Source organism: Ruegeria sp. SCP10, assembly GCF_040329495.1.
GTDB lineage: Bacteria > Pseudomonadota > Alphaproteobacteria > Rhodobacterales > Rhodobacteraceae > Ruegeria.
In genome coordinates, this window is sequence record NZ_JBDZYF010000003.1 from 216,098 (window position 1) to 234,703 (window position 18,606).

Below are 18,606 nucleotides of genomic sequence, written 5' to 3' on the forward strand. Positions count from 1 at the left end.
AAGAGGGTCGGTATAGCTGGTCCAATGGTAACTTTGTCGAGGTCTTTGACAGCACCGTCCTGGAGGTCATCACAGATGAAGGTCTGAGCGGATATGCCGAATGCTGCCCGTTGGGTTCGGCATATTCGCCATCATTCGCTTTTTTGGGGTCCTGGCGGGGTTGGCCGAACTGGCCCCGCTTCAGATCGGGCAAGACCCACTGAATATCGGGCTGATCAACCGCACTATAGATGCCGCTTTGCGCGGCCATCCTTATGCCAAGGCGCCGGTCGACATTGCGTGTTGGGATTTGTTGGGCAAGGCCACGGGTCAACCGCTATATGCCCTTCTCGGGGGTGCGGCTCAGGGCGACGTGGTACTGTTTCGCGCCATCAGTCAGAACGCGCCCGACCTGATGGCCAGAAAGATCGAAGGCCATGCCGCTGAAGGCTATACCAAGTTCCAACTGAAAGTTGGCGGCGCGGCCGATGAGGATATTGACCGCATCCATGCCACCCGCGCGGTTCTGAGAAAGATAGACCTGTTGGTGGCGGATGCCACTACCGGCTGGACCGGGCATCAAGCCGTGCGCGTGGTGGGGGCGATTTCCAATCTGGATGTCTATGTAGAACAGCCTTGTCTGACCTATGAGGAATGCGCCTCGATCCGTCGGCGCACTGTAGGGTCCGTCCGGCAGAATAGGAACAGCATTGTTCGGGTCAGTCGCGTAGTGGCACATGGCGACATTGGCACCGGCGGCTGAGATCGTATCAAAGCTGTCGCAGATGTATCCCGGCTGCCGCTGGCGAAACTCAGCTACTTTGTTTTCGGCTTCGCTCTCTGTCACCCAATCTTGTTTTGCTGTGTGTTCAGGACCACGCTTGCAGCTCGCTGTAGTCAAATACATGGTCGGCGACCGGAGTACCAAACGTCACTCCATATATCGCTTCTCCATTTCGTCATAGTAGGCTTTCTGAACAGCACCCTGACGCACCTCAAAGCTGGCGACTGGTCCGCTTTCATCCATCCGACCATCTGTTTTCAGAAAAGACAGCGCATCATGCATGCCTTTCAATGCACCCTGCAACGCGACATTGGCGTAAAGCACAAGGCCAAACCCCATCTCGTCCAGTGTGGAAAAATCGATGATTGGGGTTTTGCCGCCAACAACCAGGTTGATCAATTGCGGAGTGCCATTCAAACGTCTGGGGATACTGTGAATATCTTCCATGCTTTGGGGCGCTTCGACAAATGTGATGTCGGCTCCGTCTTCGATAAAAGCCTGGGCGCGTTCGATCGCTGCATCGAACCCTTGTGTCGCGCAGGCATCCGTGCGGGCAACCACAAGGAAATTTGGATCCTGACGCGCGTCCACGGCGGCCTTGATCCGGCTGCGCGCTTCGACCAGTTCGACAACATGCTTGCCCGTGAAATGGCCGCACCGTTTTGGATTGACCTGATCCTCCAGCTGAATGGCACTGGCGCCTGCACGCTCCAATGTGCGCACGGTGTGATGCACGTTCAGAGCATTGCCGAACCCGGTATCTGCATCAACCACGATGGGTAGTTCCGTGCTGTTGCGAATGGCCGATGTATGCTGCGCAATTTCGGGGAGTGAGATAAAGCCCAGATCAGGCATGCCCAGATTGGTGTTAGTCAAGCCCGCACCCGAAATATACACTGCCTCAAATCCCAACTGATCAATGACGCGCGCGGCCAGGGCGTTGGCTGCACCGGGCATCAGAACCGCTTTGCCTGTGTTCAGGCGTTCGCGGAATGCTTTGTTGATCTCATGGTTCATCATCGGCGCGCCCTCCGGCTTGTGGGGTTACCCGAATGCCTATCGAAGCCCGGTTAATGTAGCAAGTTGAGCGACCTTACGTTCTGCCTGGTGAAATGCATCCGTCAACTTGTGGTCAGACTACGCGCCAGACTTTCAAGCAAAGGGATCGTGTTTGCCCTTGTTTCGGCGTCGAACCTGTTGGCCAGACCCGAGACCGTCAGTGCGCCGATTAGATGCCCCTCGGCATCGAAGACCGGAGTGGCCACAGATGAGATGTTTGGGTTGGTTTGGCCCTCGGAACTGGCTGTGCCGTTTTTGTTGAACTTCGCCAGGTCACCAACATCCTCGCCCGAGAAGTGTCGCAGCACCAGCCCTGAGGCCCCAGTCGACAATTGCAGGCGCATGCCTTCTTCGACATGAAAGCGCAGTAGGTTTGGTGAGTTTTCTCTATATAAACAAATGCGTTCATTGCCAGAACGCACATAGAAAGAGGCGGTTTCTCCCGTCGCTTCAGTCAGGATTTTCAGGGATGGGGCGACATGTTCGCGCTTGGTGAAATCACGCCGGAAAATCAACCCAAGCCGCCAGACACTGGGCCCCACACTGAACCGGCCGTCCTCGTCACGCTGGATGAAACCATAGATGCTCATGGAATTTGTTATGCGCAGGATGGTGCTTTTGTGCAGCCCGGTTTCCTCGGCCAACTCGGCCAGAGACATGATGGGGTGCTGGGTCGAAAACGCGCTTAGGATTGACATGGCGCGCTCGACGGATTCCGTTCTGTTCGATGGCATGGCGTTCTGTCAGGTGAAACAGTACTGGATCAACCTTGCTGTATCTCTTTGGTATTGTCTAGCTTGGTGGCAATTCTGGAGGCCACCGTGACAGACGCTATACACAAACCAATCGCCAATACGTCGTTCCGGGCCGTGGATTATTGTGCCTTGCTGGGGCGCGACTATCGGACGCTTCCCTATTCGTTGCGGGTCTTGGCTGAGAATGCAGCGCGTCATTCCGAGGGTGGTTCAGCGGCGCTGGACGTACTCGCGCGGGCCGGGGATGCGGTTCCGTTTCGCCCTGCACGCCTGTTGCTGCATGACATGCTGGGTATTCCCGCGCTGATCGATATCATGGCCATGCGCAACCGTTTGGAAGAGGTGGGTGGCGACCCGAACGTGGTTGATATGAGTTTGCCGGTCGATTTGGTGATCGATCATTCCATGTCCATCAATCATTGGGCTGAAAAGCTTGCGCTGACCAAGAACATGGATCGCGAGTTTGAGGTGAACCGCGAACGCTTTGCGTTTCTGAAAGCCTGTGAGGCGAGGTTCCCAAAGCTGCGGGTTATCCCACCTGGAGGGGGCATTTGCCACCAGGTCAACCTTGAATATCTTGGGCAGACGGTTCTGCCGTCCAATGAGAACCCGGATATACTGATCCCGGATTCTAGCCTGGGCACTGACAGCCATACCCCAATGATCAACGCGCTTGGGATCATGGGCTGGGGTATTGGCGGGCTCGAGGCCGAGGCGTTGCTGTTCGGTGAAACCACGCCGGTCAACGTGCCTCGCGTAATCGGGCTTGAGGTCACGGGTAAGCTGTCAGACCATGTAACCGCCACGGATATTGCGCTGGTCATCGCCGAGAAGCTGCGCGCGATTGGGGTGGTTGACACCTTCGTTGAACTGTTCGGCAGCGGCTATGCTGAACTGAGTGTGGCCGACCGTGCCACCATTGCCAATATGGCCCCGGAATATGGCTCGACCATGGTATTCTGCCCTGTGGATGAGCGTACAATCGGATATCTGCGTCAGACTGGCCGCAACGACAGCGCCAAACTGGCCGAGCTGTATTGCCAAGAGCAGAACCTATGGGTCGAAGGTATGGATGCTTCGGTTGACTATGAGCAGGTTGTCGAACTCAATCTCAATCAGATTGGCCGCTCGGTTTCTGGCCCGTCGCGCCCCGAACAGCGGATCGACCTCTCGGCTGCAACGGACCGCCTGAGCTTCGAAGGTGAGGTCGAACGCAGAGTGCCCGTGCCCAACGCGGATCATGACATTGGCGATGGTGATGTGATCATCGCGGCTATTACCAGCTGCACCAACACAGCGAACCCTCGAAACATGGTTTTGGCTGGTCTTGTCGCCCGCAACGCAGTAGCGCGTGGGTTGACTGTTAAACCGCATGTCAAAACCTCCTTGGCGCCGGGCTCGCGCGTAGTGGCCAAATACCTGTCTGAAAGCGGCCTGCAAGATCCTCTTGATGCGCTTGGCTTTGAGGTTGCCGCCTTTTCCTGCTCGACCTGCAACGGAATGTCCGGCCCCCTTGAACCCGCGCATGAAGAGGCGATCAAGGCACATGATGTCAAAGGTATTGCGGTCTTGTCAGGAAACCGGAATTTTGCCGGGCGGATTCATCCGCTTGCATCGCGAAACATGATCGCCTCGCCGCCTCTGGTCGTGGCGTATGCGTTGATGGGAACGATCCTGAAAGACATCACAACCGAACCGCTGGGAACCGATCAAGATGGCAACCCCGTGATGCTGGATGATTTGTGGCCCTCGGCGGATGAGGTGACGCGGATTGTAGAGACCTATGTGACGCCTGAAGAATTCCGCGACAATTACGCGGCCATCGGGGATGTCAACGATCGGTGGAATGCCATGGATGTTGGGGCAGGGACCTATGCATGGGAGCCTTCGACCTATGTCTCTTTCCCGCCTTTCGTAAAAGACATCAGCCCCAAGAAGATTGGGCTTGAACCTCTGCGGGATTTGCGCCCTTTGGCCATTCTGGGCGATAGCGTGACAACCGACCATATTTCGCCTTCGGGTATCATCACGCCCGAGTCAGAAGCGGGCCAGTTTTTGCAGGCACATGGCGTCGCGCAACGCGACTTTAATTCTTTCGGAACCCGACGCGGTTGTTCTGACGTTGTTATTCGCTCGACATTCGCGAACTATCGCCTGCGCAATGAAATGACCCCTGACCAAGAAGGGTCCTGGACCAGGGTCGAGCCCGGGGGGCAGGTGACATCGATTTTCAAGGCGATTGAAACCTATCTGGACCGGGGTCAGGAACTCGTTGTGATCGGGGGCAAGGAATATGGCTGCGGCTCCTCCCGGGACACAGCGGCCAAAGCCCCGTGGTTGGCTGGCATTCGTGCCGTCATCGCAGAAAGTTTCGAGCGTATTCACCGCTCGAATCTTGTGAATATGGGGATCGCGCCGCTGTGTTTCCCGGAAGGTGTAGACCGCAAAAGCCTGCAACTGGACGGGTCCGAGACCTTTGATATCGATTTCAGTGAGGACCTCACCACAGCCTCTCTGACCATCCATCGAAAGGATGGTCATACCCAAACCACGCCGCTGGACCTTCGGCTCTATAATGACGGTGAGCGCGCGACCTTTGCCGAGGGCGGGTTGTTGCCGCGGGCGTTTCGCGGGTTTCTGGCGGGGGCTGCCTGATGGCAGAGCGGTTGCGGGCGGCATTCTATCGGGGCGGGACCTCGAAGGCGGTTGTGTTCAACGGTGCAGATTTGCCCAAGGATCAGTCGGTGCGCAATCGCATATTCCTGCACGTCCTGGGTAGCCCGGACCCCTATGGCCGGCAGTTGAACGGAATGGGCGGGGGGCTTTCTTCGCTGTCCAAAGTGGTGATTGTTGAACCGTCGAGCCGGGACGATGCGGATGTGGAGTACACCTTCGTACAAATTGCGGTGGATGAGCCGGTTGCCGATTATGGCTCGGCCTGCGGAAACATGTCATCCTGTGTCGGGCCCTTCGCGGTTGAGGAAGGGATGGTTCCGGTTGCAGCGGATCAAAACGAAGCGCTTGTTCGCATCTACAGCACCAATACCGACAGTATTTATCACGCGCGTTTTCCCGTGTGCGATGGTCACCCTGTGGAAGACGGCTCGTTTGAGATTCCCGGTGTGTCCGGGGCTGGGGCAAAGGTAACAATAGACTTTCTGGCCCCCGGTGGCGCGGGTACCGGGACGCTGCTGCCAACTGGCAATGGTGTTGATGTTCTTCAGATTGATGGGTTCGGGGCGCTTGAGGTCTCTTTGATCGATGCCGCTAATCCGGTGGTGTTTTTCCGTGCTGCGGATCTGAACAAAACGGCCACTGAACCTCCGCAGGATTTGGATGGTGATCCTGAATTCATGGCGCTGATAGAACAAATTCGTGCAGCGGGGGCTGTGGCGATGGGGATGGCCTCATCTGTTGGAGACGTGAAACGCTCAAGCCCGAAGGTCGCCATGCTTGGTGCCCCGAAAGCATTCACGGCCCTTGATGGACGTGCGCATGGACCGGGCAGCCATGACGTGAATGTACGGCTTGTCTCGATGGGGAATTTTCATCGTGCCATTACATTGACCGGAGCGATGTGCGCTGCAGTCGCTGCCCAGATACCGGGCACGCTGGTGCAAAAGATCGCGCAACCCGCAACTCAGGACCTGCGCATAGGCAACCCGTCGGGTAATTTGCCGACAATCGCCAATGTCGAAACCGGCCCCACAGGACCCATGGCGATATCTGCAGGGACATTCCGCACCCAAAGGCGCCTTATGGAAGGTGCGGTGCTGTATCCGGCCGAATTGGCGGAGGGTGCGCTTTGATCAATGCGAATGATAAACCCACAGCAGACCTGAGCGATGCGCATCCCAACACGCTCTGCCCGGTGCGACAACAGTTCATGGATTATGGAGCAAAAAGAAGCTTTGCGGGGCGTATCCACACCGCAGTCACGGCTGAAGATACCAAGTTGGTTCAAGAGAAACTCTTTACTTTGCAGGGAAATGGCGGTGTCATTGTTCTGGATGGCGGCGGATCACTGCGCACGGCATTGCTGGGAGATATGATGGCAGAACGGCTGATTGCCAACGGATGGTCTGGGATCGTCATAAACGGGGTGGTTCGTGACAGTGAACGTCTTGCGCGTCTTGACCTTGGGATCAAAGCGCTTGGTACAACGCCGGTTCGATCAGGCAAAAGCGGCATTGGGGCAATCGATGTTCCCGTCGCCTTCGGAGGAACGCTGTTTGAGCCGGGGCAGTACATCTACTGTGATCAAGACGGAATTCTGGTGGCACAGAATCCGATCTAACAAAGATAACGAAATGCCAACCAATGGGAGGAAACAATGGCAAAATTTCAACTTACACGCCGGACCTTTGCGGCTGCTGCGGTGGCAGCGATGTCGCTGGGGATGCCGACGCTTGTACAAGCGCAGGAAGTCGTGGACAGCATTCACTTTCTCATTCCTGGTGGCGCTGGTGGCGGCTGGGACGGGACAGCCCGCGGTACTGGCGAGGCACTGACAAAGTCAGGGCTGGTCGGAACTGCGAGCTACGAGAATATGTCCGGCGGTGGTGGCGGTAAGGCCATCGGCTATCTGATCGAGAACGCAGACAGCAATCATGGCACCTTGATGGTCAACTCAACGCCCATCGTGATCCGGTCGCTGACAGGCGTGTTCCCACAGAACTTCCGCGATCTGACGCTTGTGGCCGGAACGATCGGTGACTATGCGGCGCTGGTGGTTGCTGCGGACGGGCCAATTCAGGACCTGAACGGGCTGATCGAAGCGTTCAATGCTGATCCAAATTCGACAGCCGTTGGTGGCGGATCGGTTCCCGGCGGGATGGACCATTTGGTTGCAGCCATGGTTTTCCAGGCGGCGGGCGCTGATCCAGTGGCCATGAAATACGTCCCGTATGATGGCGGTGGTGCCACCATGGCAGGCCTGCTGTCGGGCGAAGTTCAGGCAGTCTCAACCGGCTTCTCCGAAGCGGTCGAACTGGCCAAGGCCGGTGAGGTACGCATCATTGGCGTGACCTCGGATGATCGAGTGGACGCATATCCAGATGCTCCAACCATGAAAGAGCAGGGCAATGACACCGCGTTCGTCAACTGGCGTGGGTTCTTCGCGGCCCCTGGTCTGCCTGACGACAAGCTGGCGGCTTATCAGGACGCTTTGACCCAGATGTACGGTACGCCGGAGTGGGTGGAAGTTCGTGATCGCAACGGCTGGGTCGACATACACAACAACGGTGATGACTTCCGCACCTTCCTGGAACAGCAGGAACAGGAAATCGGGGATCTGATGAAGAAGCTTGGCTTCCTCTAAGTCGACTGTTCACAGCTAAGACAGGCGTCCGGCCCTAAGCCGGGCGCCTCAGGCAATTTGGGGAGGGGATGAAATGGCACTGGATCGCTGGATTGCGCTTGTCATTCTTTTGATCTGTTTGGCCTATGGCTATGCGGCTTTTTTTACCATGGATGATTTGCTGCCGCCGATCATGCGGCGCAGCCCGATATGGCCATCGAGCTTCCCCAAGGTCCTGGTTATCGGTGCCATTTTGATGGCCCTTTCGATCATTTTGGGTTTGGAAAAGACGCCCGAGAAAGAAAAACCCGCAGATATCAACCTTGCGAAATTGCATGAATACAAGGTCGGCCAGGCTGTGATGTTACTGGCGCTGATGGTCGCCTATGCGCTTATGCTGCGCCCTTTGGGATTTTTGGCGTCGACCTTCCTGTTTCTAAGCATTGGCAGTTTCATACTGGGGGAACGGCGATACGTTCTGATGGCTGTTGTCGGCGGCGTCGCTGCCGGTGTTGTCTGGTATCTTGTCGATGTGGTGCTTGGGATTTTCCTGAGCCCGTTCCCCGGATTTCTGACCGCTATGGCAAACGGAGGCTGATATGCTTGAGGGACTTATGACAGGCCTCGCAACGGCCTTTACACTCACAAACATCCTGATGGTGATCGGTGGGTGTTTGATCGGAACCTTCATTGGCATGTTGCCGGGTTTGGGGCCGATGTCGATCATTGCGATCATGATCCCGGTCGCGATCACGATCGGCGACCCGTCAGCGGCACTGATCCTTCTGGCAGGGGTTTATTACGGCGCAGTCTTTGGTGGCTCGACTTCATCAATCTTGATCAACGCGCCGGGGGTGGCATCGACAGTGGCCACCAGTTTCGATGGCTATCCGCTGGCTCGTTCGGGCCAAGCGGGTAAGGCGCTGACCGTTGCCGCGATCTCATCCTTTGCGGGTGGTACGATTGGGGCGGTGTTGTTGATGGTCTTTGCCCCAGCTTTGGCCTCGGTGGCGTTGCTGTTCCATTCCTCAGAGTATTTTGCGCTAATGGTCGTCGGCTTGTCCGCCATTGCAGCATTTGCCGGTACTGGGCAGGTTGGCAAAGCGTTGTTGATGACGTTTTTAGGTCTGATCATGGCCACGGTGGGCGAAGGTGTTCTGTTCAATGCGCCGCGTTTCACCATGGGGATCATGGACCTGCAATCGGGCTTTGGCTTCATTACGCTTGCGATGGCCATGTTTGCCTTGCCCGAGGCGATTTACCTGGTGCTTGATCCCAATCGGTCCAAAACCGGCGATGGTGACAGCGGCAAGATCAGCAATCTGCGCATCGACCGGGAAGAGGCCAAGAAGATTGCACCGGTGATTGGACGCCAATCAATTCAAGGCTTCTTTATTGGCGTCTTGCCAGGGGCAGGCGCGACCATTGCCTCGTTTCTTGGGTATGCGGTCGAACGGAATATTGCACCAAAGGAAGAACAAGAACGCTTTGGCAAGGGTGAGATCAAAGGCATTGCCGCACCGGAAAGTGCAAACAATGCCGCCTGTACCGGATCGTTTGTGCCTTTGTTGACGCTGGGTATTCCCGGGTCGGGCACAACCGCGATTCTGCTTGGGGCTCTGATCGCCTTGAATGTCAGCCCGGGTCCACGGCTGATGATCGATGAACCACAGATTTTCTGGGCCGTGATCATTTCGATGTATCTGGGCAATCTGGTACTGCTGATCCTGAACCTGCCGCTGATCCCTTACATCGCCAAGGTCTTGGCGGTGCCGCGCAATTTCCTGATCCCCTTCATTTTGTTCTTTACGCTCATGGGGGCGTATATCGGTCAGAACAACGCGACAGAGTTGCTGATACTGGTCGGCTTCGGTGTCTGCGCGACGATCTTGCGCTTTGCAGACTATCCGCTGGCACCGCTGCTGATCGGGTTCATCCTTGGGCCGCTGCTTGAAAACAACTTTTCGCGGGCGATGCAGCTTTATGATGGCATGGGCTTTATTTGGGAGCGGCCGATGACTTTAGGGCTTCTGGCGATCGCTGTCATATTGGTTTTGCTTCCAAGCTACCGCCAGCGTCGGGCCGTTGCGCGCGCCAAAGGGGTTGCTGACGGCGACTGATGTTCAACCTTGGTGTTGTGGGTATCGCGGATCACGCGCCAGACAGAGTTAGGTCTGGCGTGTGATTATCTATCGTCTTTGTCAAGCATTGCCGCAGCTTTAGCCGCCTGAGAACACAAACATCAGCTGGCCTCTGCAAGTAGGCTTGCATTGCCGCCTGCGGCCGTGGTGTCGACACAGACGTGGCGCTCCATTACGCAGCGTTCGCCGAAATCGCTCTCAGTAGCCAACGGGATAAGGGCGCCGTCGCGATCTGCCAGCGCTTTTCTGATGGCACGCTGTTCAGCCTCTGATCCCCAGTAAACGATGAGGTCAAAGCCACGGAGCGCGGTAAGAGAAGCCGGGTCCAGTACACCGTCTATTGCGCCGCTGCCTTGTGCCCCAGGCGCGACAGTGATTGAAACGCAGCCATGTGCGCGTACAATCGACGCCTGCTGCTGCGCTGCAACAAGATTTGGCCCCAAGCACAGAACCTTACCACGGCCATAGGTCGACAGAACGTTGGATTCTCCGGTTGGTCCTGGCAACTCATAAGTACTGAGTGCCAGCCTTTCAGGGGCCGCTGTTGCGTCAATCACCCTCTGAACATCGGCCAGCGACGCCATGGTCCCGGTTTCGGCTGGAAGCTGGCTGGTGGTGCCTTGGGTAAAGCGCTTCACATAAGAGGGGCCGCCTGCTTTTGGCCCGGTTCCCGAAAGACCCTCGCCCCCGAAAGGTTGCGACCCGACGATGGCCCCAATCTGGTTGCGGTTGATATACATGTTGCCTGCGTTCACACGCGATGTGACCTGCTCGATCCGGTCATCGATCCGCGAATGCATGCCAAAGGTCAGTCCGAACCCGGTTTGGTTGATCGCATCGACAACCTTGTCCATCTCGGATGCTTTGAAGGTCGCCACATGCATGACCGGGCCAAAGACCTCTTTTTCCATGTCGCCGATACCCGAAACGCGCAGAACGGTGGGCGGCACAAATGTGCCTGTGTCGGGAACAGCAAGCTGTTTGAGGACGCGGCCCTGACTGCGTGCAACCTCAATATAGTCCAGGATTTCTTTCTGAGCACCACTCTCGATGACTGGGCCGACATCCGTGCGCATGTCCCATGGGTTGCCGATGACCAATTCGTCCATCGCGCCGTAGAGCATTTCCAGAACCGTATCTGCGACATCTTCCTGAACGTATAGGATACGCAGGGCCGAACAGCGCTGACCAGCGGATTGGAACGCCGATGCGACGATGTCCTTGATCGCTTGCTCGGGCAGCGCCGTAGAGTCGACGATCATTGCGTTCAACCCGCCAGTTTCCGCGATCAGCGGCGCGCTGGGTTCGATCTCTTGGCTCATTGCGCGGTTGATGGTTTGGGCCGTGAAGGTCGAGCCTGTAAAGCACACGCCGTTGACCCGGGGGTCAGACGTCATTTTGGCGCCGACAACGGAACCACGGCCGGGGATCAGTTGCAGACTGCTGATAGGCACACCCGCCTGATGCATCAAGCGAACTCCGATTGAGGCGATGATTGCCGTCGGTTCGGCGGGTTTTGCAATCACGCCATTACCTGCTGCAAGTGCCGCCGCAATTTGGCCCGAGAAAATCGCCAGAGGAAAGTTCCAGGGCGAAATACACGCGATCACACCGCGCGCCGGGCGATTGAGCTCCAATGCGCGCGCTGCATAGTAGCGCAGGAAATCGACGGCTTCGCGCAGCTCGGCAATGGCGTCCATCGGCGTTTTACCAGCTTCTCGGGTCAGGGCTGCGAAGATTTCGCCGAAGTTCTCCTCGTAAAGATCCGCAGTCTTGTTCAGAAAATCCGCCCGCGTTTGGGCATCTGCGCTCCAGGCTTTCGCCGCGCTCAGCGCGGTTTCCATATCTTCTGCAGCGGCCTGCTTTGCAGTTCCCAGCTTGTCCGAGTGATCTGCAGGGTTGATTACGTCAAGAACGCGGTCACCGATGACTTCACCTTCGATGATTGGGCCGACATTCCAAACGGTGTTTTGGAAGGGGGTACGGGCCTGTTCAATCTCTGCCAGATCGATTGTGTCATGCAAATCCCAACCGCGCGAGTTCGGGCGTTCGGTCCCGTACAGAGCATCCGGCATCAGCACAGATGAGTTGCGGTCGGGGGTGGCAATTGTTTCGAACGGATCGGTGGCGATGGCCTCGGCTGGAACAGCCTCATCTACGATCTGGTTCACGAAGGAAGAGTTCGCGCCGTTTTCCAGCAACCTGCGGACCAGATAGGCCAGAAGATCGCGATGCGCGCCAACCGGAGCGTAAATCCGGCAGCGTGTGCCTTCGCCTTCCAGCACCAGATCGTGTAGTGAATCCCCCATGCCATGCAGGCGCTGGAACTCAAACGCGCGCTTATCGTCAGCCATTTCCAGAATGGCAGCGACCGAATGCGCATTGTGCGTGGCAAATTGCGGATAGATGCGATCTGTCATCTCAAGCAGTTTCTTGGCGCAACAGATATAGGATACGTCAGTTGCTGCTTTTCGGGTGAATAGGGGGAAACCGCCAAGCCCTTCGACCTGTGCCCGTTTGATTTCGGTATCCCAATAGGCACCTTTGACCAGACGCACCATGATCTTGCGATCAAGTTCGGTGGCCAGCGCGTTCAGCCAGTCCAGAACATGCGACGCACGTTTTCCGTAGGCCTGAACCACAACCCCAAAGCCATTCCAGCCTGCCAGCGATGGATCACGCAGAACGGCTTCGATCACGTCAAGCGACAGGTCGAGCCTGTCCGCCTCTTCCGCGTCGATATTCAGGCCCATGCCTGCGTCTTTTGCCTGTTGCGCAAGCTTCAGCGTCAGCGGCACCAGCTCGGCCATGACCCGGTCTTTCTGACCGACTTCATAGCGAGGGTGTAGCGCGGACAGCTTAATCGAAATGCCCGGGTTGTCGCGAATATCCTTGGAACGGCATTCCTGGGCCAGAGCGGCAATGGCCTCCCGATAGGCGACGAAGAACACCTTTGCATCTGCTGCCGTCAGCGCGGCCTCACCCAGCATATCGTAAGAATAGGTGTAACCCTGCGCTTCCTTCTTCTCGCCGCGCTTGACCGCCTCTTCGATGGTTTGGCCCAGAACGAATTGAGCCCCCATTTCTTTCATCGCGCGCCCGACAGCCGCGCGGATCACCGGCTCACCCAGGCGTTTGACGGCGCCTTTCAAGGTCGCAACAAGGCCGCTGCCTTCCTGAAGAACCTTGCCGGTCAGCATCAACGCCCATGTCGACGCGTTGACTAGTGAGGAAGAGGAGTTGCCAAGGTGCTGACCCCAGGCCGAAGGTGCAATTTTGTCTTCGATCAGAGCGTCGATCGTATCTGCATCCGGCACGCGTAACAGCGCCTCGGCCAGACACATCAGGGCAACGCCTTCGCTGGTGGACAGGCCGTATTCGGCCAGAAAGACCTCCATCAAGCCGGGTTTGTCGTCTGCCCTGATCGATTTCACCAAAGCGACTGCACGGTTGCGCGCCGCTGCACGATCAGACGCTGTCAGTTCAGCCGCTTGGGTGAGTTCTCTCAGAACCTCGGATTCGTCACGCAAATGGTTCTGGCGAATTCGGTTCCTGATTGTAGCCAACTCTGACATTGCAGCTCTCCTGAGTTCTTTGCGCTTTGACGCTTGCCGCGCAGGGTACCAGAGTTTTGGAATTCGTGTTGCCTAAAGAAGGGACAAAAGATAGAAGAATTAGCTAAATAGTACAAATTTCGCAGGCGTGATGATGACAAAAATTGATAAAGATAGGCAACTAGATCGTTACGATCGTGCGATCATTGCGATTCTTGCGCGGGAAGGCAGGATACCTGTTACAGAGTTGTCTGTGCGGGTTGGCTTATCAAAAACCCCATGCCAGATCAGGCTGAAACGCTTGCAGGAAGATGAGACCATCCTTGGCTTTCAGGCCGTCATCAATCCGGCCAAGATGGACCTGGAGCAAGTGGCCTTTGTCGAGGTCAAGCTGTCCGACACGACCGAGCCCGCTTTGTCCGCTTTCAATGCAGCGGTTCGCAAGGTACCGGAGGTTGAACAGTGCCATATGATTGCGGGGGCATTCGATTATTTGATCAAGATCCGTACATCGAACATGAGGACATTTCGCGAGGTGCTGGGAAAAACCATCTCGTCTCTGCCTAACGTCGCCAGCACGTCGACCCATGTCTCAATGCAATCTGTCAAAGACAGCGAAACATTTTAGGCACAGCTTTAAACGCGAGGTTGGTACATGTGATATGTGGCTTTGAAATTTTACGATTTGCTGGCGTTTGAGGCGGTTTGTCAGAAGAAGATGATGAAACTCACACAGATGGTCTTTTTGCTCATCGATTGCGGCGATTGCTCAGCACCGTATCAGATCGGTGGATCAGGGCCATCAGCGTTTCACGTTGACAAATCAGCAGACCAACTGGCGTCGTGATGGGTGTTTGCGAAACGGATCATTCCGCCAGAAGCGCCGAAAGATCAGCCGCGCCCTTTTGCAAAATCTGCAAGAAAGACATCAGACTTTCTACGTCATGACGCTGAGTTGGCGCATGAACGGAAAGTGTTGCAACCAACCTGTCCTGCCTATCCTGAACAGGCACCGCAAGAGCGGTCATCCCGGTCATGAACTCTTCATCATCAGTGGAGTACCTGTTGTCGGCGACACGTTGGATTTCTGTGCGTAAAGCGTCGGGGTCGGTCAAAGAGCGTTCGGTCTGGGGTTGCAGATTGCCGGCGGAAAGAAAGCCATCCAGTGTTTTTTGCCGCAATGTGGACAGGTACATCTTGCCACTGGCGGTGCAATGAAAGGGCACTTGTGTACCGACGGGCAATTGAATGCGCAATGGCCATTTGGTTTCGACCCGGTCCAGATAGATCATACCTTCACGGTCCGGGGTGGCGAGATTGCAGGTCTCACCCACCTGTTCGGCCACGCTGCGCAAGATCGCCAGACGCGCTGTACGCAGGTACTCGGAAGACATCGTATTGACTGAAAGCAACCTTAGCCGGTGGCCGGGGCCGTATGAGCGGCCATCCAGATCGCGTTGCAGGAAACCTTCAGCCTCGGCGGTTTGCAGCAAACGGTGGACCGTTGGTTTCGCCAATCCCAATGCGTCGATAAGATCAGATGGTTTAACGGCGACCCCGCGCCGCGCCACCTCCTCTAGTATGAGGAGAAGGCGCAAGTTGGTCGGGATCTGAGTTTCTTTTTCTTGTGTTTCCGTCAGGGCCATCCCGCAACAGTCTAGTTATTTGGCAGCAGGATCAAGGCCAGATCGGGCACAAGCGAAACCAGAATCCATACCGACAGCAAAGATACCAGATAAGGCACGGTGTATCTGAGCAGCCGGAAATAGGGCACTCCGGTCACACCCGAAGCGACATACAGGTTCAACCCGTAAGGCGGTGTGATGAAGCCGATGGACGCGCCGACCAGGAAGATCACTGAGAAGTGGATCGGATCAATCCCAACCGAGGCTGCAATCGGAGCCAGGATCGGGGCTAGGATGATCGTCACCGGCAGACTTTCCAACACCATGCCTGAGAAGAAGACGATTACCATCGAGGTGAACAGAACCGCGTAATAGCCACCCATTGAGGTTACGAAGTTACCGATGGTTTCCTGCGCGCCAAGCAAAGACAGGATTTGCTGCATCACGACTGAAATTGCGATCAGCGGTGCGAGGATACCTGTGATCTGAGCTGATCGGATCACAATCGAAGGGATTTCCGGAATCGTGAAGCCTTCGACCACGAACATCTCAGCAAAGGTTTTCTCGGTTGGTGAAATGTCGTTTCGCGCGCCCATGATGCGGTTGATCGGATAGCTGACGAGACCCGCGATGACGCAGAAACCTACGGTCACGCCCGCCGCCTCAGTAGGGGAAAATTTGCCAGTGTAGATGCCCCACAGCACCAGGCCGATGGCGAAGAAGCCAAGCCAAGCTCCGAACGCGGTTTTTAGCACCCGGTTCAGTTGCAGCGGGATCAAGTGGCCCCAGCCGTTCATGCGGCAGATGATCCAGCAGGCAAACTGCATGCCAAAGACCATCAGCGCGCCGGGCAGGATGCCCGCGACGAACAACTCAGAAATAGGCAGGTTCATCAGGAACCCGTAGACGATGAAGATAATCGAGGGAGGAATGATAATCCCCACCGTGCCGCCCGCCGCAGCGGTTGCCGCACTGAACCGTTCGTCATAACCACCCTTGACCATCTCCGGGTGTAACATGGAGCCAATAGTAGCGGTGGTTGCGGAATTTGATCCCGAGATTGCGGCGAACAATCCGCAAGCGCCCAATGACGCCATCGCAAGCCCGCCGCGTATCCATCCGAGACATGCATAGGCGAAGTCGCTAAGCCTTCGGGCGATACCAGACTTGTTGATCAGGTCACCGGTCAGAATGAAGAGGGGCATCGCCAGAAGGGCAAAGCCTTTATTGAAAACATTCAGAAGTTCAGCGCCCATATTGTCCAGCGTCAGGCCAAGGACAAAGGAACAGCCGATGACCCAGTAGCCGATGACCAGAAGGACGGGCACGCCGAGCATGAACAGGAAGGTGACCCCAAGCGAGATCAGTGTGACCATGGTTCCATCTGTCATCAGTCTGCTCCGATCACGGCCTGCTTGATCAGCGGCTCGCCTGTTTTCCAATTGTGCAGATCGTCGGCGAGATTTTGAAACACCCGTCCAACCATCAGAAAGAACGAAAGCGGTGCGGCCAGAAGGAACCACCACTGCATGATGTTGTCAGTCCCCAGGACAATCTGGAAGTTCGAAGCCGACAGTGCCACCAATCGCGTGGTGGTCACGATGACGATCACTGCAAAGATGAACCACAGGACCGCATCCAGGATCAAGCAGGCTAGTTGACCGCCGCGGGGCATGGAGGTGCGGAATTCACTAAAGCTCAGATGTGTACGCAGGCGAACATTGTAGGAGGCACCGAACCATGCCATCACCATGAACAGCAGGGGCGGAATGGTCGTTGACCAGGGTTCTTGATCGTTGAACACAAATCGATCAATCACGCCCCAGAAGATGATGAAGGCAATCGCCAGGTAGGAATAGACCATCACGGACCGTTCAAAATGGCGTTCGACAAAGGGCACTTTCCGGTAAACCCACATGATGAGAAGCCCACCCAAGGCCGCGACGATTGCGCCCAAAACCCATGTCGAGTCGGATTCCAGTGCAGATTGTATCTCGAATGAATCAAAGGTGAGAAGAGCGCTAAAGATAGCGCCTATGTCTGCCCAAAATGACATGAGCCCCGTCCTCCCAGTCGGTGTTTTGTGGAACCGGCCCAAACGGGCCGGTTCTTGAAGAGCTTAGATTAGGCTTCGCCTCTCCACCAGCGACGCGGCTCAACGTTTTCTGCGATGGTATCAGCCGGGATCTCGCGCGCGATGTCGTAGATTTCCTGATAAGTGTCGATACCGCCTGCCCACTTGTTGATCCGTTCGCGCCACTGCGCCCAAGGCTCGGGGTTGTAGTTGGGCGCACACATTTCCTCGGCCAGTTTGATCTGGTCATCGGCCAGGAAGGCCGGACGCACACCGTTCTCGGCGAAGATCGTATTCGGCAGTTGCGGCTCGGAGAACCCGACTGTGTTTAAGAGCGCAGCTTCATTGGCGCCTTGAATCAGAGCTTGTGTGAAGTAGGACGATTCCATAACCGCATCCTGCAATTCCCCACCAAGGCTGTCGAAGACCTTCGAAGACATCGATGTGTGTTCGGTGCCGCAGAAGAACTTCAGGTTCACCGACTGCGAAACCACCGGCGCCATGTTGGCGTAGGCCACGGCCGAGGCCCATGTTTCCGCTCCGTCGATCAGACCGGTTTTAAGCGCGTCCAGGGTTTCTTCCCAAGCGACAGGCACAGGGTTCAGATTCAGCAACTGCATTGCGATCCGGCCCAGCTGTGTACCTGTTACACGGTTTTTGGTGCCAAACAGTTCTTCCAGCTTGGTCACGGTTGGTTTGTCGGCAAAGTTCGAACCCATTTGCAGACCACGCAACTCGCAATGGGTGAACAGGAACTTGAGCCCGTGCCGTTTCTCAAGCGGATCGCGCAGGATGCGCTGGCTCGCGGGGCTGTAGAAGAAGTGATACTGCGCCGCGCGGCTGGGGAACATGTAGGCGTAGTCCAGCACGTTCAGATAGGGCGCGCCACCTGCGGAGTTCTGAGTTGAAGCTGCGTAGATGTCGACGATTCCTTGCTGGGTCTTCTCGACACAGCTCAGTTGCCCACAGATTTGGTTATCGCCGATGAACTCAATGCGAATCTCACCGTCCGTGCGCTCTTCCAGATCCCGCGCAAACTCGATGGCTCCGGCGCGTTCGATCAGAAGGTTGCGGGTGTTGAACCCAGAAGCGCCGAATTTCAGCGTGTGCTTCGGTTCTTTTGAAAAGCGCTTTTCATAGGTTGATTCAGCGGCTTGCGCCAAATTCGCCAGGCTCATCGCGCCACCGAACCCGCCTGCTGCTAGCAGCGTCGAGCTCATGCCGTAGCGTCCGGCCACACGGAAGAAATCCCGCCGCGAAATACCACTTAGTTTCCGACCAATCTCCATTGCTTACCTCCCTGATCGCAAATAATGAGACTATTTGTATCAAAAAA

General features: G+C 56.3%; 15 protein-coding genes and 1 pseudogene. 8 read left to right on the forward strand and 8 right to left on the reverse strand.

Translation table 11 applies throughout. The annotated features are described in order from the left end of the window. The first annotated feature begins 100 nt into the window (after positions 1 to 100). A complete protein-coding gene (locus ABLN87_RS10125) occupies positions 101 to 742 on the forward strand; it encodes a mandelate racemase/muconate lactonizing enzyme family protein (protein WP_353009713.1) in 642 nt (213 codons plus the stop codon). A 3-nt stretch (positions 743 to 745) separates the two neighbouring features. Here ABLN87_RS10125 and ABLN87_RS10130 read toward each other — a convergent pair. From ABLN87_RS10130 to ABLN87_RS10140, 3 genes and pseudogenes are all read right to left on the reverse strand, one after another. After that, positions 746 to 886 (reverse strand): annotated as a pseudogene (locus tag ABLN87_RS10130) (hypothetical protein); the annotation flags it as partial. Between the two features lie 24 nt (positions 887 to 910). After that, a complete protein-coding gene (locus ABLN87_RS10135; RefSeq protein ID WP_353009715.1) occupies positions 911 to 1,783 on the reverse strand; it encodes an isocitrate lyase/PEP mutase family protein in 873 nt (290 codons plus the stop codon). Positions 1,784 to 1,884: 101 nt separating this feature from the next. Further along, complete coding sequence (locus tag ABLN87_RS10140) at positions 1,885 to 2,556, reverse strand: IclR family transcriptional regulator (protein ID WP_353009717.1); 672 nt, start codon at positions 2,554 to 2,556, stop codon at positions 1,885 to 1,887. A gap of 87 nt (positions 2,557 to 2,643) precedes the next feature. Here ABLN87_RS10140 and acnA point away from each other — a divergent pair, with 87 nt between their 5' ends. The 6 genes from acnA to ABLN87_RS10170 all read left to right on the forward strand — a co-directional run bounded on the left by acnA (position 2,644) and on the right by ABLN87_RS10170 (position 9,996). Continuing rightward, entirely contained in the window at positions 2,644 to 5,232 is a 2,589-nt protein-coding gene (acnA, locus tag ABLN87_RS10145; protein ID WP_353009720.1) for an aconitate hydratase AcnA, read from the forward strand. Further along, the gene (locus tag ABLN87_RS10150; protein ID WP_353009722.1) at positions 5,232 to 6,386 is read left to right on the forward strand and encodes a PrpF domain-containing protein; all 1,155 of its coding nucleotides are present in this window, start codon (positions 5,232 to 5,234) and stop codon (positions 6,384 to 6,386) included. Before acnA ends, ABLN87_RS10150 begins: the two co-directional genes overlap by 1 nt. After that, positions 6,383 to 6,874 carry a ribonuclease E activity regulator RraA gene (rraA, locus tag ABLN87_RS10155; protein WP_353009724.1) on the forward strand — a complete coding sequence of 164 codons (492 nt, stop codon included), beginning with the start codon at positions 6,383 to 6,385 and terminating at the stop codon, positions 6,872 to 6,874. Before ABLN87_RS10150 ends, rraA begins: the two co-directional genes overlap by 4 nt. 36 nt (positions 6,875 to 6,910) lie before the next feature. Continuing rightward, positions 6,911 to 7,897, forward strand: coding sequence for a tripartite tricarboxylate transporter substrate binding protein (locus ABLN87_RS10160; RefSeq protein ID WP_353009726.1), 987 nt, complete (start codon positions 6,911 to 6,913; stop codon positions 7,895 to 7,897). A 73-nt stretch (positions 7,898 to 7,970) separates the two neighbouring features. Next, a complete protein-coding gene (locus ABLN87_RS10165) occupies positions 7,971 to 8,474 on the forward strand; it encodes a tripartite tricarboxylate transporter TctB family protein (RefSeq protein ID WP_353009728.1) in 504 nt (167 codons plus the stop codon). Position 8,475: 1 nt separating this feature from the next. Further along, on the forward strand, positions 8,476 to 9,996 hold the full coding sequence (locus ABLN87_RS10170) for a tripartite tricarboxylate transporter permease (RefSeq protein WP_353009730.1): 1,521 nt from the start codon (positions 8,476 to 8,478) through the stop codon (positions 9,994 to 9,996). A gap of 122 nt (positions 9,997 to 10,118) precedes the next feature. On the opposite strand, the gene putA is transcribed toward ABLN87_RS10170, so the two are convergent. Further along, the gene (putA, locus tag ABLN87_RS10175) at positions 10,119 to 13,592 is read right to left on the reverse strand and encodes a bifunctional proline dehydrogenase/L-glutamate gamma-semialdehyde dehydrogenase PutA (RefSeq protein WP_353009733.1); all 3,474 of its coding nucleotides are present in this window, start codon (positions 13,590 to 13,592) and stop codon (positions 10,119 to 10,121) included. A 133-nt stretch (positions 13,593 to 13,725) separates the two neighbouring features. On the opposite strand from putA, the gene ABLN87_RS10180 reads away from it, so the two are divergent. Next, entirely contained in the window at positions 13,726 to 14,199 is a 474-nt protein-coding gene (locus ABLN87_RS10180) for an Lrp/AsnC family transcriptional regulator (RefSeq protein ID WP_353009735.1), read from the forward strand. Between the two features lie 238 nt (positions 14,200 to 14,437). Here the strand turns inward: ABLN87_RS10180 and ABLN87_RS10185 are convergent, their stop codons facing one another. The 4 genes from ABLN87_RS10185 to ABLN87_RS10200 all read right to left on the reverse strand — a co-directional run bounded on the left by ABLN87_RS10185 (position 14,438) and on the right by ABLN87_RS10200 (position 18,559). Next, on the reverse strand, positions 14,438 to 15,217 hold the full coding sequence (locus ABLN87_RS10185; RefSeq protein ID WP_353009738.1) for an IclR family transcriptional regulator: 780 nt from the start codon (positions 15,215 to 15,217) through the stop codon (positions 14,438 to 14,440). An 11-nt stretch (positions 15,218 to 15,228) separates the two neighbouring features. Then, complete coding sequence (locus tag ABLN87_RS10190; RefSeq protein ID WP_353009741.1) at positions 15,229 to 16,587, reverse strand: TRAP transporter large permease; 1,359 nt, start codon at positions 16,585 to 16,587, stop codon at positions 15,229 to 15,231. After that, positions 16,587 to 17,252 (reverse strand): TRAP transporter small permease, encoded by a 666-nt coding sequence (locus tag ABLN87_RS10195; protein ID WP_353009744.1) that lies wholly within the window; start codon positions 17,250 to 17,252, stop codon positions 16,587 to 16,589. Before ABLN87_RS10195 ends, ABLN87_RS10190 begins: the two co-directional genes overlap by 1 nt. Positions 17,253 to 17,320: 68 nt before the next feature. Then, on the reverse strand, positions 17,321 to 18,559 hold the full coding sequence (locus ABLN87_RS10200) for a TRAP transporter substrate-binding protein (RefSeq protein ID WP_170535418.1): 1,239 nt from the start codon (positions 18,557 to 18,559) through the stop codon (positions 17,321 to 17,323). Positions 18,560 to 18,606 lie beyond the last annotated feature (47 nt).

Excerpts from the sequence above, each read along its gene's own strand:
- ABLN87_RS10125 (WP_353009713.1), top strand. The coding sequence starts at position 101 with ATGCTGCCCGTTGGGTTCGGCATATTCGCCATCATTCGCTTTTTTGGG.
- ABLN87_RS10135 (WP_353009715.1), bottom strand. The coding sequence starts at position 1,783 with ATGATGAACCATGAGATCAACAAAGCATTCCGCGAACGCCTGAACACA.
- ABLN87_RS10140 (WP_353009717.1), bottom strand. The coding sequence starts at position 2,556 with ATGCCATCGAACAGAACGGAATCCGTCGAGCGCGCCATGTCAATCCTA.
- ABLN87_RS10150 (WP_353009722.1), top strand. The coding sequence starts at position 5,232 with ATGGCAGAGCGGTTGCGGGCGGCATTCTATCGGGGCGGGACCTCGAAG.
- ABLN87_RS10160 (WP_353009726.1), top strand. The coding sequence starts at position 6,911 with ATGGCAAAATTTCAACTTACACGCCGGACCTTTGCGGCTGCTGCGGTG.
- ABLN87_RS10165 (WP_353009728.1), top strand. The coding sequence starts at position 7,971 with ATGGCACTGGATCGCTGGATTGCGCTTGTCATTCTTTTGATCTGTTTG.
- ABLN87_RS10170 (WP_353009730.1), top strand. The coding sequence starts at position 8,476 with ATGCTTGAGGGACTTATGACAGGCCTCGCAACGGCCTTTACACTCACA.
- putA (WP_353009733.1), bottom strand. The coding sequence starts at position 13,592 with ATGTCAGAGTTGGCTACAATCAGGAACCGAATTCGCCAGAACCATTTG.
- ABLN87_RS10180 (WP_353009735.1), top strand. The coding sequence starts at position 13,726 with ATGACAAAAATTGATAAAGATAGGCAACTAGATCGTTACGATCGTGCG.
- ABLN87_RS10185 (WP_353009738.1), bottom strand. The coding sequence starts at position 15,217 with ATGGCCCTGACGGAAACACAAGAAAAAGAAACTCAGATCCCGACCAAC.
- ABLN87_RS10190 (WP_353009741.1), bottom strand. The coding sequence starts at position 16,587 with ATGACAGATGGAACCATGGTCACACTGATCTCGCTTGGGGTCACCTTC.
- ABLN87_RS10195 (WP_353009744.1), bottom strand. The coding sequence starts at position 17,252 with ATGTCATTTTGGGCAGACATAGGCGCTATCTTTAGCGCTCTTCTCACC.
- ABLN87_RS10200 (WP_170535418.1), bottom strand. The coding sequence starts at position 18,559 with ATGGAGATTGGTCGGAAACTAAGTGGTATTTCGCGGCGGGATTTCTTC.